We start from the raw sequence: 15,085 nt of genomic DNA, 5'->3' as shown, positions 1-15,085 counted from the left end.
TCGGGAGGTCGTGAGGAGATCGGGCGAAATGTACGGGGTGCTGTCGGCACAGGTGTGCGAGGTGGGTGAGGGTCGGCCGGAGAAGCGCCGTCCGTAATCGTTACGTGTCCATGCCCTGGTTTCATCGCCTCCGCGCACGACGTCAGTCACTGCCCGGAGGCCCCCTTTGCGCGTTCTTCTGATCGCCACCGCGTTCAACAGCCTGACCCAGCGCGTCCACACCGAACTCCGCGAGCGCGGTCACGAGGTGGCCGTACAGCTCGCGCTCGGCGACGAGCCGGTCCGGGCCGCCGTGGCCCGGACCGACCCCGAACTGATCATCTGCCCGATGCTCACCAAGGCGATCCCGGAGGACGTCTGGTCGACCCGGACCGTCCTGATCGTGCACCCCGGCCCGAAGGGCGACCGGGGTCCCTCCTCGCTCGACTGGGCGATCACCGAAGGCGCCGAACGCTGGGGGGTGACCGTCCTCCAGGCGGTGGAGGAGATGGACGCCGGGGACATCTGGGCGTCCGTGGACTTCCCGGTGCGGGCCTGCGGCAAGAGCGAGCTGTACCGGGGCGAGGTCGCGGACGCCGCCGTGGAGGCGGTGCTGCTCGCGGTGAGCCGCTTCGAGGGCGGGCTGTTCACGCCCGAACCGCTCGACTACGACCGGCCGGACGTGGGCGGCCGGCTGCGGCCCTTCCTCAAGCAGGAGGCCCGCCGGATCGACTGGGAGGCCGACGACACCGCCACCGTGCTGCGCAAGCTGCGCGCGGGCGACTCCCAGCCGGGCGTGCTCGACGAGCTGTACGGGCGCGAGTACTTCCTGCACGGCGGCCACCCCGAGGACGAGCTGCGCGGTGCCCGGCCCGGCGCGGTGATCGCCCAGCGGGACGGCGCGATCTGCCGGGCGACCACGGACGGCGCGGTCTGGATCCCGCAGCTGCGCCCGCGGCGGACGCCCGGCGGGCCGGCCACCTTCAAGCTGCCGGCCGCGACGGTGCTCGCCGACCACCTCCACCGGGTCCGCGAGGTGCCGGTCACCCCGGCCTCGGCGGCCGGCCGGGACACCTGGGCGGAGATCCGCTACCACGAGCGGGAGGACGTCGGTTTCCTCGAATTCTCCTTCGCCGGCGGGGCGATGAGCACCGAGCAGTGCCGCCGGCTGCTGGCCGCCTACCGGGAGGCGGCCGACCGGCCGACCTCGGTGCTGGTGCTCGGCGCGGCCCGGGACTTCTTCTCCAACGGCATCCACCTCAACGTGATCGAGGGGGCGTCGTTCCCGGCGCTGGAGTCCTGGGAGAACATCAACGCGATGGACGACCTGGTCGAGGCCGTGCTGACCACCACCGACAAGCTCACCGTCGCGGCGCTGGCCGGGAACGCGGCCGCCGGCGGCCTGATGCTGGCGATCGCCGCCGACGAGGTCTGGTGCCGCGAGTCGGCCGTGCTCAACCCGCACTACCGGCTGATGGGCCTCTACGGGTCCGAGTACTGGACGTACACGCTGCCCCGGCGGGTCGGCGCCGAGCAGGCGGAGCAGCTGACCACGCAGACGCTGCCGGTGGGCGCGGCCCGGGCCGAGCGGCTCGGCCTGGTGGACCGGACGGCGGGCGGCGACGCGGCCGAGTTCCGGGGCTGGGTCGAGCGGGAGGCGGCCGCGCTGGCCGGCTCGCCGGAGCTGACCGGCCGGCTGGTGGAGAAGAAGCGCCGCCGGGCCGAGGACGAGGAGGCGCGGCCGCTGGCCGACCACCGGACGGAGGAGCTGCGGCGGATGCACCGCAACTTCTACCGGGAGGGCGAGCCCTACCACCGGCTGCGGCGCGACTTCGTGCACAAGGTCTGCCCGGTGGCGACGCCGGAGCACCTGACGGGACTGCTCGGCCGACCGGAGTAGCGGGCGGCCGCAGTGCGACCGGCCGGAACGGTCCGGTGGGGGCGTCGCGCCGGGGCCGGCGCCCCCACCGGACCGGGCGCTCAGCGCCCGCGGCCGGCCAGCGGGGCGGCCCGGCCGATCAGCACCGGCTGCGCGTTGAGGGTCCCCCGGCTCGGCGAGACCGCGAAGGCCAGCGAGCCGAAGAAGATGTAGCAGCCCAGCCCGACCACCAGCGGGAAGATGAACTGGAGCGCCATCACACCGCCCTGGGTGCCCTGTTCGGCGTCGAGCCGGACGGAGACCGCCGCCATCCCGGTGTAGTGCATGGCGCACACCGCGACGCCCATCACCGGGGCGGCGGCCAGGACGGCGACGGTGCCCTTGATGTTCAGCGCGGCCCAGAGCGCTGCCGTCGCCGCGAAGATCGCGATGGCGACCGAGAGCCCCACCGTGGTGTGGTCGTAGTTGAGGTGGCCGGGCAGGACCATCGCGGCCATGCCGAGGTAGTGCATCGCGGCCACCCCGAGGCCGGTGGTGAGACCGCCCGCGAGCAGCGCGGTGCGGGGGTGGCGGCTGTAGCCGACGGTGAAGATGCCGAGCCCGACCACCGCGATCGCGACGAGCAGGCTGAGCACGGTCAGGCCCGGGCGGTAGGTGATCTCGGCCCCGGTGACGGAGAAGCCGAGCATCGCGATGAAGTGCATCGACCAGATGCCCGCGCCGAGCGACGTCGACGCGAACAGCAGCCAGTACGTCCGGGTGCGGCCCGACGAGACCAGGGCCCATCGGGCGCTGCGCAGGGCGACGAAGGCGCCCAGACAGGCGACGAAGTACGAAACCGCCGGCGTCACCCAGCCGAGGTCGGCATGGTGGATCTCACCCACGAGGAACTCCTGGACGGATTGGGGGAGGACGGACGCCAGGATCGGGCGGACTCGTCGGCCGGGAACGGCCGGTCATGGATGGCGGCAGTGCCGGGACGCGGCACGTGCGGCGTCGTGGTCCTGCCCGGGGGAAGCCTGGCGTGTGGTGCCCCTGACAACGGGGGACAGTAACCACTACCGGTGAGTCGCACAATGTTCGATCATTTGGTGAAACCGCAGGTCAGAGCCGTCCTTCACGTGATCGGCAAGATCTCGCCACCAAGCCCTGACGCCGCCTGCGCACGCACACGGGCCCTGCGCATGTGTCGTCCGGGCCCTGCGCATGTGTCGTCCGGGCCCGCCGCGGCGCCGGCGTCCGGCCGCCGGGGCGCGGTCACTCCAGGGGGGCTAGGCCGAACGGGTGGCCGGCCGGGTCGATCAGCACCCTGAGCGTGCGGCCGTGCTGGAACTGCGGCTCGGTGGCCCCGAGCGCGAGTGCCCGGGCGGTGGCCTCCTCCAGGTCGTCGACGTAGAAGTCCAGGTGGAAGTGCTTGCTTCCGTCGGGTTCGGTCCACGGCTCCTGGCGGTACCCGGCGACCCGTCCGAACCCGAGCGGGCTGCCGCCCTCCGGGTTGTCCAGGATGGCGAAGCGCTCGTCCACGTGCCTGGTCTCCCACCCGAGCAGCTCACCGTAGAAGGCGGCCAGCGCGACCGGGTCGGCGCAGTCGATGGTGACCATGGCGAGGCGGGCGAAGCCGGTGTCGTTCTGCTCGGCCTGCTCGGCCTGCTCAGCGGCGACGTCGGTCATTTCTGGTCGGCCCTTCTACTGAGGGGTGGTGCCGGGGCCCGCGTGGATCGGGCCCCAGAACCAGCATCGCACCGGGAGTCACGGAGGGCGCGGCCGGTGGTGCGGGGGGCTCGTGTCCGGCGCTGTGCGCCGTAGAGCCGGGTGGATCGCTACAGAATCAGGACGTTTCCGCCACTGTCGGTGGGATGCGGGATGTATAAACTTTCGACGATATCGAAGGATTGTTGTTAACCGGGGGGTTCTCCAATGGCGATCGAGCTGCCGAGCGAGGTAGCGACGCTCCTGGACTTCATCGGCATCCACTGGCCCTCGGTCAACGAGGACAAGGTCCGTGAATTCGGGGAGCACGTCAAGGAGTTCGCGAAGGGCCTCGAAGACCTGCACGCGGACTCGACGGCGACGGTCCATCAGCTCGGCGGGGCGTACGAGGGGGCGTCCTACGAGGCGCTCATCGCCAAGTGGGCGCTGATGTCCGACAAGCACTTCAACGAGGTCGTCCAGGCGGCCCACGTGGTGGCGAAGGCGCTGGACACCGCCGCCGACGTGATCGTGGCGATGAAGCTGGAGGCGCTCGGCGAGCTCATCGTGCTGGCCGCCTCCTTCGTCGCCGCCCAGGCCGCCGCGGTGGCGACCTTCGGCCTGGCGGAGGCCGGGGTGATCGCGATCCAGCAGGCCGGGCGCAAGCTGATGTCCTACCTGGCGCACCAGTTGGAGGACCACATCGTCTCCGAGGTGATCGAGGCGGCGATCACCCCGCTGGTGGAGATCGTCTCCGGGGCGGTGGCCGGGTTGGTGTTCGAGGCCGCCGAGGCCGCGCTGAGCGGCGGTGGCGGGTCGGGGGGAACCCAGTTCAAGATCAACCCTGACGCGGTGGAGGCGCACGCCAAGGCCCTGCACGAACAGGCCGAGAAGGTGGCCCAGCACGCGCAGGTCTTCAGCAGCCGGGTCGCGGGGGTGAGTTTCGCGTGACGGACCCGATCGTCAAGGCCCTGGAGAAGGGCGCCCAGAAGCTCGGCAAGGCGCTCGCCGACGACATGGGCAAGGCCGCCAAGAAGATGTACAAGCAGGCCGGCGACAACCTGTCGAAGGCCGCCAAGCACCACAAGGACAACGACTCCGGCAACGCCCACACCTTCGACGAGAAGAACAAGGACAAGGCCGCGCCGCCGCCGAAGGCGGGCAGCAGCGGCGGCGACGGGCCGAAGACGCCGCCCCGGAAGTACTACGTCCACGACGACGGCCGGGTCCAGGAGATCAAGGACGGCAAGTTCGTCGACGTCGACGGGAGCGACAAGTCCCTGAAGACCCTGCTGGACGGGGCTTCGGAGAAGGTCAAGGACCCCTCCCCGGACGACCTCAAGGACAAGTACCACGCGAAGAAGTACAAGAAGTCCGACAAGGACGACGACGGGAACCCCAAGAAGGACGAGAAGGTCCCGAGCAGCCGGATCGACGCTCCGACCCCGCTCTCCCGGGCCGTCGAGGAGGCCCGCCGGGCCCAGGGCGACTACGGCGGCAAGAACTACGCGGCGCTCCGGTACAAGCACCCGGACGGCGACGAGATCATCCTGGTCGGCCGCAGCGGTGACCGGAGCCACTCCGAACGGTCCATCGGCAAACCGCTGCTCGGCGGCCGGGAGGACCACGTCTCCGAGTTGTACACCGAGCGGGCCCCCTGTCAGGCCAACGAGAACTGCGAGCGCTGGCTCGGTCGGCACTTCCAGCCCAAGAACCCCGACCTCGACGTGAACTACGGCGTGGAGTACGACAGCAAGGTCCCCACGAAGAACCGGGACTGGGGCCACCGGGCGTACCTGGACCAGCTCCACCAGGATCACACCGCGGGCCAGCATGGTGGCACGATGGGCACGAAGGACTTCGACGCGCAGGGGCAGCAGGACAAGGCGGCCCACGAGACGAAGCACGTGGCGAAGAAGGCGAAGCATGGACAGTAGGGCAGTTGGCGGGCGGACCGAGAGGACGGATGACCGGTGCTGGTAGGGATCGACTGGCCCCGGGTCGTCGCCGAGGCCGCGCCCGGCGACCTGTTGAGGTTCAAGCCCGACGAGGCGGCCCGGATCTGGCCGGACGGGGACGGCGCCCGCTTCGTGACGGAGATCGGGGTGCCGTTCTCCAACGGGCTGTTCCGGTTGCTGGAGGAGCTCGCGGACCGGCGGCCCGAGAACCCGGACTGGGCGTTCGCCCGGCCGCTGACCGATTCGCTGGTGGAGACCGAGCACGGCACGCTGCGCCAGTTGGGCGAGTTGTCCAGCGCGTTCGTGTTCGTCAACCTCGACGACGGGACGATCTGGGTCTGCGACCCGGACGCCGACGAGGAGTACCAGCTGATCCACCGTGACATCTCCTCGCTGGCGTACCTGGTGTACAAGATCGCCATCGAGCGGCCGCGGCCCGAGGAACGGCCGACGCCGTACGACTGGGCCGATGCCGAGGAGTACATCCGGGAGGGCATGGGCCGCTGGGACGATCTGCCGTTCGGCAGCGAGGCGGAGTTCTGGAACTCCTTCCTCGACTTCTACCAGACGACGTGAGAGGGCCGGTGCGGACATGGACGACGAGCTGACGGCGGCGCTTACGGCGCACTTCGGGCCGCGGGGGCTGCGCAGCCTGTCGGTCGCGCCCGCCGGGCCGCTGCGCGACCCCGGACTGCCGCTCCAGGTGGGGCCGTACTTCCGGGCCGCCGAGGAGTCCGACCCGCTGTCGCTGGGTGAGTACGCGGCCGGGGCCGGGCTGGAGGCCGGAGCGTCGGCCGCCCAACTGCGGATCGGCACCGACGGCGGGGCCGAGCTGTTCTTCGCCCCGGACCGGTCCGTCCGCGCGCTGCTGCTGGGGTCCGAGCCGGCGGAGCTGCCGGTCGCCTCGACGGTGGAGGCGTTCGCGGCCGGGCTGCTGCTGCTGGACCGGTACCTGCCGGCGGTCGCCGCGTCCGACCGGCCGGAGGCGGCCTTCGCCGCCTACCGGGAGCTGCGCCAGGGGCTGCTGGCGGCCGACCCGGCCGCCTTCGAGGACCGCGAGGGCTGGTGGCCGCGGGTGCTGGACGACCTGCGGCGCCCGCTGAACGTCGACTCCTCGGCGGCCTTCGAGGTGGTCGACGAGCAGGGCGGGACGCGGATCGAGACGGCCATCGGCGGCCCGGGCCTGCTGCACCCCGAGGAGGTGCTCTGGCACCGCCTGCGGGCGGAGGGCGTGGAGCCCGAGCAGGTGGTGCGGGTCTACTGCGAGCTGGAGCCGTGCATGATGCCCGGGCACTACTGCGCGCGCTGGATGGCGGCGGAGTTCCCGCAGGCGGAGTTCACCCACGGCTTCGACTACGGGGAGACGGCCGAGTCGCGCGAGAGCGGGATCAAGGCACTGATGATCAGCCTGGCCGAGCGGCAGGGCTGAGCGGTCGGGCCGCGCGGGGAGGCCCGAGCGGTCGGGCCGCGGTGGAACCAGGAGAGGGAAGCGGGAATGGTGCGGGACGGGCGACGGATGCCGCCGCTGGGGGCGGGGCGCAGGGCGGCCGGACTGGCACTGCTCGGCTGGCTGGACGACATGCGGGCACCGCGGCTCTGCCGGGTGGCGGGGCCGCCCGGGGCCGGCAAGTCGCACCTGCTGGCCTGGCTGGTCCGCGGCTGCACGACGGACGAGGCGCCGGGCGAGCGGCGGATCCACGCCGTGCTGCCCGCCGCCGGGGCCACCCTCCGGACGGCCGTCTGGTCGCTGGGCCACCAGCTCGACCTGGTGGCGCACGCCCCGGGTCCGCTGATCGAGGCGATCGCGGCGGACAACCGCCCGACCCTGATCTGCGTCCCCGAGCTGGACAGGGCCGACGACCCGGCCGGCCTGGTGACCGGGCTGCTCGACCCGCTGCTCCGGCTGCCCGGGGTGCGCCTGGTGGTCGAGGCGACGACCGGGGGCGCGGCGGCCGCGGCGTTCACCGCGGTGCCCGCGCCGGCGGTGCTGGAGCTCGGCGATCCGCAGTGGACGGACCGGGAGCGGTTCGCGCAGTGGGCGGCGGCCCGGGGCGGCGACGCGGGCGCTTACCCGCTGCCCGGCCCGGTCCTCGGGACGCCGGCCGCTCCGCCGGTGGTGCCGGCCGGTGCCGATCTGCGGTCCGCCGGCGAGGAGGCGCTGTCCGCGCTCTGGACGGCGGCCGCGGCCGGTGGCGACCCCGGCCCGCTGACCGCCGATCCGCTGCTCTACGCGCTGGCCCGCCCCGTCCCGGTGACGGCGGCCGTCGAGCGGCGGGACGACGCGCTCGGCCGGGCCTGGCGCGCCGCCGGTCCGGCCGTGATCGAGGAGCCCGACCCGGCCGTCCGGGCCGCCGTGCTGCGGACCAGGCTGCTGGGCGCGGACACCGCCGCCGCGGCCGCCGCGGCCGTCCTCGCGCAGTTGCCCGCGCCGTGGTCCGGGCGCTGGGCGCGCTGGGAGGGCACTGACCGGGACTGGCCGGGCCCGGCCGTCGCGGTCACCGCCGGGGTCGGGCCGTACCTGTCGCAGGTGCTGGTGGCCGATCCGACCGGCGCGGTGCGGACCTTCGACGTCGCCACCGGCCGCCGGGTCGGTGCCGTGGTGGTGCCGTCCCCGCGCCCGCTGCGGGGGCTGGCCGTGACGGCCGGCGGTTCCGTGGTGCTGCTCGACGCCTGGGGCCGGGCGGAGCTGGTGGTGCCGGCCGAACCGCGGCCGGGGCTGGACGGATACGGGCTGATGGCGGCGCTGGACGCGGTCCGCGCGGTGGCCGGCGGTCCGGGCGGCGGGCTGAGCGCGGTGGCCGCGATCGGCGGGCTGGCCGACTCCGCGCCCGCCTTCGGCGACGCGGCCGGCGCCGTGCACTGGTACCAGGACGGCGCGGTGGTGAGCGAGCGGTTGCACCAGGGGCCGGTCACCGCGCTGGCCGGCGCCGCGCTCGGGGGCGGACCGCTGTCCGATCCGGAGATCCCGCTGCTGGTCAGCGGCGGTTTCGACGGCGCCGTCCGGCTCTGGGGCCCGCGCTCGGCGCCGATGCCCGAGCCGTCCGACCGGCGCGGCTGCCCGGTGACGGCGGTGGCCGCCGGGGCGACCGCGGCCGGCCCGGTGGTGGCCGCGGCCTGGTCCGACGGGCTGGTCCGGGTGCGCGACCTCGGCACCGGCGGGGTGCTGGACCTGCGGACGGGCTCCGAGGTCTGGTCGCTGGCGCTGGCCGGAACGCTGCTGGTGCTGGGCATGCCGGACGGCCTCGCCGCGGTGGACACCCGGCCCCGGCCGCACGGGGCCGCGGCCCCCGCCGTCGGGCTGCGGGCCGGCGCCTGAAGCAATTTTCATTAGCGAGAGTAATGACATAGACTAAGGACATGCCCGAGATGTCCGAGCAGGACCTCGCAGCCGTCAGTCAGCTGCGGTCGTCCACCATGCGCCTCTCCCGCCGCCTGCGTCACCAGCGGGTCGAGGAGTCGCTCAGCCCTACCGAGATGGGGGTGCTGGGCACCCTCGCACGCTGCGGGAAGGCCACGCCGGGTGAGCTCGCCCGGAAGGAGCACGTGCAGCCGCCCTCGATGACCAGGATCGTCGCGATGCTGGAGGAGAAGGGCCTGGTGCGGCGGGAGCCGCACCCGGAGGACCGCCGTCAGGTGGTCGTCAGCAGTACCGAACAGGCGGAGGTGATCCTCGCGGAGAGCCGCCGCCGGCGCAACGCCTGGCTCGCCGAACTCGCCGAGGGTCTCGACGAGGAGGAGTGGGCCGCCCTGCGGGCGGCCGCGCCGGTGCTCTACAAGCTCGCACACCTGTAAGACACGCTCGGGGCCCAGCCGTTCCGGTCAGCCGCCGGAGGACGAAGGAGAACCGCATCACCGCAGCACCGACCACCGAAACCAGGAGCGCGACGACCCCCTGCCGGGTCGTCGCGCCGCGAGGGGAGAGCACCGTGACACCGCCGGCCGCAGCCAGCGCCGCCATCCGCACCGACGAACCGACCACCGAACCCGCCGCGGCCACCGCCGCGGCCGCCGACGCCCAGGCACCCGCCCCGACGGGGCCGGCCGGCAACGGCGACGACGACCCCGACGAACGCACCGCGGCGGTCACCCCCGCCGCTCAGGAATCCCCGACCGGAGCCCGCTTCACCCGGCCCGGAGGGATGTTCTCCTCACTGCGCGTCCGCAACTACCGTTACTACTTCGCCGGCCAGGTGGTCTCCAACACCGGTACCTGGATGCAGCGGATCGCCCAGGACTGGCTGGTCCTCAGCCTCACCGGCAGCCCGCTCGCGGTCGGCATCACCACCGCCATGCAGTTCCTGCCGATGCTGCTGCTCGGCCTCTTCGGCGGCGTGCTCGCCGACCGGATGCCCAAGCGCCGGCTGCTGATCTACACCCAGGGCGCGATGGGCCTGCTCGCCGCGGGCCTGGCCGTGCTGACCGTCGGCGGCGTGGTGACGCCCTACTACGTGTACGCGTTCGCGCTGCTGCTCGGCCTCGTCACGGTGGTCGACAACCCGACCCGGCAGGCCTTCGTCTCCGAGATGGTCGGTCCCAAGGACCTGGCCAACGCGGTCAGCCTGAACGCCGCCAACTTCCAGACCGCCCGGCTGGTCGGCCCCGCCGTCGCGGGCCTGCTGATCGCCGCGGTCGGCAGTGGCTGGGCCTTCGCGGTGAACGCGCTCTCCTTCGCCGCCGTGATCGGCGGGCTGCTCGCCATGCGGTCGTCCGAACTGCGCCCCACCGCGCCGATCGCCCGCGAGAAGGGGCAGTTGAGGGAGGGGCTGCGGTACGTCAAGGAGCGGCCCGAGCTGCTCTGGCCGATGGTGCTGGCCGGCTTCATCGGCACCTTCGGGTTCAACTTCCCGACGCTGCTCTCCGGTTTCGCCCACGACACCTTCAAGGTCGGCGCCGGGCAGTACGGCCTGCTGAACACCGCGATGGCGGTCGGTTCGCTGGCCGGCGCGCTGCTCGCGGCCCGGCGTGGCGCGCCCCGGCTGCGCCGGCTGGTCGCCGCCGCGCTGGCCTTCGGCGCGCTGGAGGTGCTGGCCGCCTTCGCGCCCGACTACTGGTCGTTCGCGCTGCTGCTGACCCTGATCGGGGTCTTCGGGCTGAGCTTCAACACCTCGGTCAACTCGATGCTCCAGCTGGGCACCGACCCGGCGATGCGGGGCCGGGTGATGGGCCTGCTGGTTTTGGTGTTCACCGGCGGCACGCCGATCGGCGCGCCGGTCGTCGGCTGGGTGACGGCCTCGTACGGGCCCCGGCTCGGGCTGCTGGCCTGCGGGGTGGTCTCGGCGCTGGCGGCCGGCACGGTCGGTCTGGTGCTGGCCCGCAGTGCGGACCTGAAGGTCCGGGTCGATCTGCATCCGGGTCGCGGCGGGCGGGTGGTGGCCTTCGTCCCGCGCACCGTCGCCCCGGCCAAGTCCGAGCTGGCACCGGCCTGCTGACGACTCGTCACCCCGGAGCGCACCGCGTGGTGCGCCCCGGGCGCGGGGTCAGAGCCGGATCTCCAGGATCTGGCCCCGCCAGGACCTGCCCTTGTACTCGGACTCGAAGGCCTCGGTCTCGGTGAAGCCGAGCGCCCGGTACTGCTCGACCAGACGGCGGTCCTCGCTCGCGAAGCAGTCCACCCGGAGCAGGCCGATACCGCGCCGGCGGGCCTCGTCGAGGGCGTCGGCGATCAGCGCGGCGCCGATGCCGGAGCCCTTCAGGGAGCGGTCGGTGACCAGGTTGCGGACGTACAGCTCGCGCTCGTCCACGGCGGTGGCGTAGGCGCTGGCCTGCTCGGACAGCACGCAGCAGCCGATGGTGCGGCCCTCGTCGTCCGTCGCGAGCCGGATCAGGAACGGCTCGGCGGTGTACCCGTCGATGCGGTCGATCAGGGCCGGGACGCTGCTCCAGGGCCGGTCGCCCCACTGGTCGGCGCGGCCCCGCGCGGCGAGCCAGGCCACCGCGCCGTCGAGCAGGGCGAGGATGTCGGCGGTGTCGGCGCGGCCGCCGGTACGGATCTTCATGAAAAAGGTTCTAACCCAAACCGGGCGGCGGGGGAAGATGAGCCCATGAGGCTCTTCGTGGCGGTACTGCCGCCGGTCGAGGCGTTGCAGGGGCTCGCCGACGCGGTCGCCCCGGTGCGGGCCCTGCCGGGGGCGGACCGGCTGCGCTGGACAGCCGTCGAGGGCTGGCACCTGACCCTGGCCTTCCTCGGCGAGGTGCCGGTGGAGCGGCTGCCGGAGCTGGAGGCCGGGCTGGCGGCGGTGGCCGGGGTGCACGGGGTGCACCGGCTGCGGCTCGCGGGCGCCGGGCGGTTCGGCGACCGGGTGCTCTGGGCCGGGGTGGAGGGCCAGGCGTGGGCGCTGCGGCGGCTCGCCGAGGCCGTGCACGAGGCCACCGCGGAGGTGGCCGGTGAGGTCGACGCGTTCACCTTCCACCCGCACCTCACCCTCGCCCGGGCCGGCTCCTCCCGGGGGCACCGGCGGGCGGCGCAGCGGGGAGCGGTGGCCGAGCTGGAGGCGCTGGAGTCGGCGCTCGGCGGGTACCGCGGGCCGGACTGGGAGGCCGCGGAGCTGCACCTGATGAAGAGCGAGCTCGACGGCGGCTTCGCGCACTACGAGACGGTCGCCTCCTGGCCGCTGGCCCGCTGGAGCTGAGGCGGGCCCGGGGGTGGCGGCCCGCTGGGGGCCGGGCCGCCGGCGCGTGCGTGGTGGCCCGCTCAGGGCCAGACCCGCATCGCGTCGGCGGCGACCCGCTCCAGCTCGGCCCGGTCGGCGCCGTCGCGGGCCCGCTGGGACATCCCCTGGAGCACGGTGGCGGTGAACTGCGCCAGCGCCGCCGCGTCAGCCCCGGCGGGTTCGCGGCCGGCCGCGATGTCCGCCCGGATCAGTGACTCCAGCGCGCGGACGTTGGCGTTGCGGATCTCCCGGAGCGCCTGTTCGACCTCGGGGGACGTGCAGTTCACGGCCGAGCTGATCAGCAGGCAGCCCCAGGGGTGCTCCGGGTCGGTGGCCTCGGCGGCGGCCTCATGGAGCATCCGGGCGATGCCGGCCCGGGCGGTGGGCTCCTCGGCGAGCGCGCGGGTCGAGTAGGCGCCGTGGCTCTCCCGGTAGCGGGCGACGACCTCCGCGAAGAGCGCGCGCTTGTCGCCGAAGGCCGCGTACAGGCTCGGCGGGCGGATGCCCATGGCGGAGGTGAGGTCGGCGACCGAGGTCGCCTCCCAGCCGCGCTCCCAGAACAGCCGAAGTGCCTGCTCCAGGGCGGCCTCGCGGTCGAAGGAGCGGGGGCGTCCGCGCCGCGCTGTGCCGGTGCCCGCGTCGGAGGGCGGGACGGCGGCTGCGGCGGCTGGGGTGGCTGGGTCGGGGGCCATGCCCGTCATTCTATATCGAGCACTACAGAAGCTCTGGTACGGTTCATTTGATTAGCGACCGCTACAGAAATAGGGGGCGTGGCCATGGGCACGCTTGCGGGCAGGACGGCTCTGGTGACGGGCGGCAGCCGGGGGATCGGGCGAGGCATAGCCGAGCGGTTGGGACGCGACGGGGCGCTGGTCGCCGTCCACTACGGCCGTGACGCCGAGGCGGCGGCGCGGGTCGTCGGGGTGATCGAGCGGGCCGGCGGCCGGGCCTTCGCGATCGGCACCGAACTGGGGGTGCCCGGTGACGCGCGGGCGCTCTGGGCGGCCTTCGACGCGGGGCTCGCCGCGCACGGCGGCGGCGAGGGCCTGGACATCCTGGTGAACAACGCCGGGATCGGTCAGAACGGGCGGATCCACGAGGTCGCCGAAGCGGACTTCGACCGGGTGTTCGCGGTGAACGCCAAGGCGCCGTTCTTCATCGTCCAGCACGGCCTGGGCCGGCTGCGGGACGGCGGCCGGATCGTCAACGTCTCGTCCGGAGTCACCCGGGTCGCGTTCCCGTCGGCCGTCTCCTACGCGATGACCAAGGGGGCGCTGAACACCCTCACACTGACGCTCGCCGAGGAGCTCGGGCCGCGCGGGATCACCGTCAACGCGGTGCTGCCGGGCATCGTCGACACCGACATCAACCCCTGGCTGGCCGACCCGGCGGCCCGGGCCGGGGCGGCCGGCCACTCGGCCTTCGACCGGGTCGGTGAGGCGGCCGACGTGGCGGACATCGTGGCCTTCCTGGCCTCCGACGACGCCCGCTGGATCACTGGGCAGAACCTGGACGCCACCGGCGGATCCAACCTCGGGGTCTGACCGCCGACGGGTCGCGGGTACGCTCGATGACCGTGGATCCCAAGACTCGCATGCGTATCGTGACCGGCGCCCTGGTGCTGCTGCTGGTGGTCGTCCTGATCAGCTCGCTCGTCAACAGGTAGCGCGAACAAACGGAAGGGCCACCGCCCGCAGGCGGTGGCCCTCACGCGTGTGCCGGCCCGCTCAGGGCCGCGCGACCGTGCCGGTGCTCAGAGCTGCTCGACCACGTAGTCGATGCAGGCGGTGAGCGCCTCGACGTCCGCCGGCTCGATGGCCGGGAACATCGCGACGCGCAGCTGGTTGCGGCCGAGCTTGCGGTACGGCTCGGTGTCGACGATGCCGTTGGCACGCAGTGCCTTGGCGACGGCGGAGGCGTCCACCGCGTCGTCGAAGTCGATCGTGCCGACCACCTGGGAGCGCTCCGCCGGGTTCGCCACGAACGGGGTGGCGAACGACGACTTCTCGGCCCAGCCGTACAGCCGGGAGGAGGAGTCGGCCGTCCGGGCGACCGCCCAGTCCAGGCCGCCGTTGCCGTTCAGCCAGTCCAGCTGGTCGGCCAGCAGGAACAGGGTGGAGATCGCCGGGGTGTTGTACGTCTGGTCCTTCGACGAGTTGTCGATGGCCGTCGGCAGGTCGAAGAACGGCGGGATGTAGCGGCCGGAGCCGGCGATCTCGGCGGCGCGCTCCAGGGCGGCCGGGGAGAACGTCGCCAGCCAGAGGCCGCCCTCGGCGGCGAAGGACTTCTGCGGCGCGAAGTAGTAGACATCGGTCTCGGTGATGTCGACCGGCAGGCCGCCGGCGCCCGAGGTGGCGTCCACCAGGACCAGCGAGCCCTCGTCCGCCCCGGCCGGGCGCCCGATCGGCATCGCGACACCGGTGGAGGTCTCGTTGTGGGTGAGCGCGTAGACGTCCACGCCCGCCTCGGCGACCGGCAGCGGGTGGGTGCCCGGGGCGGTCTTGATCACGGTCGGCTCGCCCAGCCAGGGCGCCGCCTTGACCGAGGAGGCGAACTTGGAGGAGAACTCGCCGAAGTCGAGGTGCTGGGACTTCTCCCGCACCAGGCCGAAGGCCGCGATGTCCCAGAAGGCGGTGGAGCCACCGTTGCCGAGAACCACCTCGTACCCCTCGGGGAGGGAGAAGAGGCTGCTCACGCCCTCGCGCACGCGCTTGACCAGGTTCTTCACCGGGGCCTGGCGGTGCGAGGTGCCGAGCAGGGAGGTCTCGGTGGCGGCGAGGGCACTCAGGGCCTCGGGGCGCACCTTGGACGGGCCGCAGCCGAAACGGCCGTCTGCGGGCTTGATGTCAGCGGGGATCTGGATCTGAGCCACGGGCGGCAGCCTACCGGCCGCGATTGCGGAAGTGTTACGGCAGTCCGCCCGCTGAGAT

The 15,085-nt window shown here is 73.3% G+C and carries 15 protein-coding genes; 10 read left to right on the top strand and 5 right to left on the bottom strand.

Annotation, left to right across the window (positions count from 1 at the left end; translation table 11 throughout):
- The first annotated feature begins 166 nt into the window (after positions 1-166).
- Positions 167-1,879, top strand: coding sequence for a hydrogenase maturation protein (locus ACIF6L_RS26005; protein WP_359803804.1), 1,713 nt, complete (start codon positions 167-169; stop codon positions 1,877-1,879).
- A gap of 80 nt (positions 1,880-1,959) precedes the next feature.
- Here ACIF6L_RS26005 and ACIF6L_RS26000 read toward each other — a convergent pair whose 3' ends face one another.
- Positions 1,960-2,742, bottom strand: a complete 783-nt coding sequence (locus ACIF6L_RS26000; RefSeq protein WP_396488850.1) for an MHYT domain-containing protein — start codon at positions 2,740-2,742, stop codon at positions 1,960-1,962.
- A gap of 373 nt (positions 2,743-3,115) precedes the next feature.
- On the bottom strand, positions 3,116-3,529 hold the full coding sequence (locus tag ACIF6L_RS25995) for a VOC family protein (RefSeq protein ID WP_396488848.1): 414 nt from the start codon (positions 3,527-3,529) through the stop codon (positions 3,116-3,118).
- A gap of 246 nt (positions 3,530-3,775) precedes the next feature.
- Between ACIF6L_RS25995 and ACIF6L_RS25990 the strand changes: the two genes are divergently transcribed.
- From ACIF6L_RS25990 to ACIF6L_RS25960, 7 genes are all read left to right on the top strand, one after another.
- Positions 3,776-4,498 (top strand): WXG100 family type VII secretion target, encoded by a 723-nt coding sequence (locus tag ACIF6L_RS25990; protein WP_329489187.1) that lies wholly within the window; start codon positions 3,776-3,778, stop codon positions 4,496-4,498.
- Positions 4,495-5,484, top strand: coding sequence for a nucleic acid/nucleotide deaminase domain-containing protein (locus ACIF6L_RS25985; protein ID WP_359803803.1), 990 nt, complete (start codon positions 4,495-4,497; stop codon positions 5,482-5,484). Before ACIF6L_RS25990 ends, ACIF6L_RS25985 begins: the two co-directional genes overlap by 4 nt.
- Before the next feature lie 36 nt (positions 5,485-5,520).
- A complete protein-coding gene (locus tag ACIF6L_RS25980; protein WP_329489189.1) occupies positions 5,521-6,081 on the top strand; it encodes an SUKH-4 family immunity protein in 561 nt (186 codons plus the stop codon).
- Between the two features lie 16 nt (positions 6,082-6,097).
- A complete protein-coding gene (locus ACIF6L_RS25975) occupies positions 6,098-6,934 on the top strand; it encodes a nucleic acid/nucleotide deaminase domain-containing protein (RefSeq protein WP_396488845.1) in 837 nt (278 codons plus the stop codon).
- 66 nt (positions 6,935-7,000) lie between these two features.
- The gene (locus tag ACIF6L_RS25970) at positions 7,001-8,821 is read left to right on the top strand and encodes a hypothetical protein (RefSeq protein WP_396488843.1); all 1,821 of its coding nucleotides are present in this window, start codon (positions 7,001-7,003) and stop codon (positions 8,819-8,821) included.
- Between the two features lie 41 nt (positions 8,822-8,862).
- Positions 8,863-9,297, top strand: a complete 435-nt coding sequence (locus ACIF6L_RS25965; protein ID WP_329489192.1) for a MarR family transcriptional regulator — start codon at positions 8,863-8,865, stop codon at positions 9,295-9,297.
- A gap of 134 nt (positions 9,298-9,431) precedes the next feature.
- Positions 9,432-10,934 carry an MFS transporter gene (locus ACIF6L_RS25960; protein ID WP_352291454.1) on the top strand — a complete coding sequence of 501 codons (1,503 nt, stop codon included), beginning with the start codon at positions 9,432-9,434 and terminating at the stop codon, positions 10,932-10,934.
- A 48-nt stretch (positions 10,935-10,982) separates the two neighbouring features.
- On the opposite strand, the gene ACIF6L_RS25955 is transcribed toward ACIF6L_RS25960, so the two are convergent.
- On the bottom strand, positions 10,983-11,501 hold the full coding sequence (locus ACIF6L_RS25955; protein ID WP_396488841.1) for a GNAT family N-acetyltransferase: 519 nt from the start codon (positions 11,499-11,501) through the stop codon (positions 10,983-10,985).
- A gap of 45 nt (positions 11,502-11,546) precedes the next feature.
- Here ACIF6L_RS25955 and thpR point away from each other — a divergent pair, with 45 nt between their 5' ends.
- Positions 11,547-12,134 (top strand): RNA 2',3'-cyclic phosphodiesterase, encoded by a 588-nt coding sequence (thpR, locus tag ACIF6L_RS25950; RefSeq protein ID WP_396488839.1) that lies wholly within the window; start codon positions 11,547-11,549, stop codon positions 12,132-12,134.
- A 62-nt stretch (positions 12,135-12,196) separates the two neighbouring features.
- Here thpR and ACIF6L_RS25945 read toward each other — a convergent pair whose 3' ends face one another.
- A complete protein-coding gene (locus ACIF6L_RS25945) occupies positions 12,197-12,847 on the bottom strand; it encodes a TetR/AcrR family transcriptional regulator (protein WP_359803798.1) in 651 nt (216 codons plus the stop codon).
- Between the two features lie 84 nt (positions 12,848-12,931).
- Between ACIF6L_RS25945 and ACIF6L_RS25940 the strand changes: the two genes are divergently transcribed.
- Positions 12,932-13,699: an SDR family oxidoreductase gene (locus ACIF6L_RS25940; protein ID WP_329489197.1), complete on the top strand. Its 768-nt coding sequence runs from the start codon at positions 12,932-12,934 to the stop codon at positions 13,697-13,699.
- Between the two features lie 209 nt (positions 13,700-13,908).
- Here the strand turns inward: ACIF6L_RS25940 and serC are convergent, their stop codons facing one another.
- Positions 13,909-15,027: a phosphoserine transaminase gene (gene serC / locus ACIF6L_RS25935; protein ID WP_329489198.1), complete on the bottom strand. Its 1,119-nt coding sequence runs from the start codon at positions 15,025-15,027 to the stop codon at positions 13,909-13,911.
- Positions 15,028-15,085: the final 58 nt, after the last annotated feature.

The organism is Kitasatospora sp. NPDC086009 (genome assembly GCF_044540385.1).
Taxonomy (GTDB): domain Bacteria; phylum Actinomycetota; class Actinomycetes; order Streptomycetales; family Streptomycetaceae; genus Kitasatospora.
The sequence above is the reverse complement of the archived record's forward strand: the minus strand, read 5'-3'. Positions and strand labels throughout refer to the sequence as shown.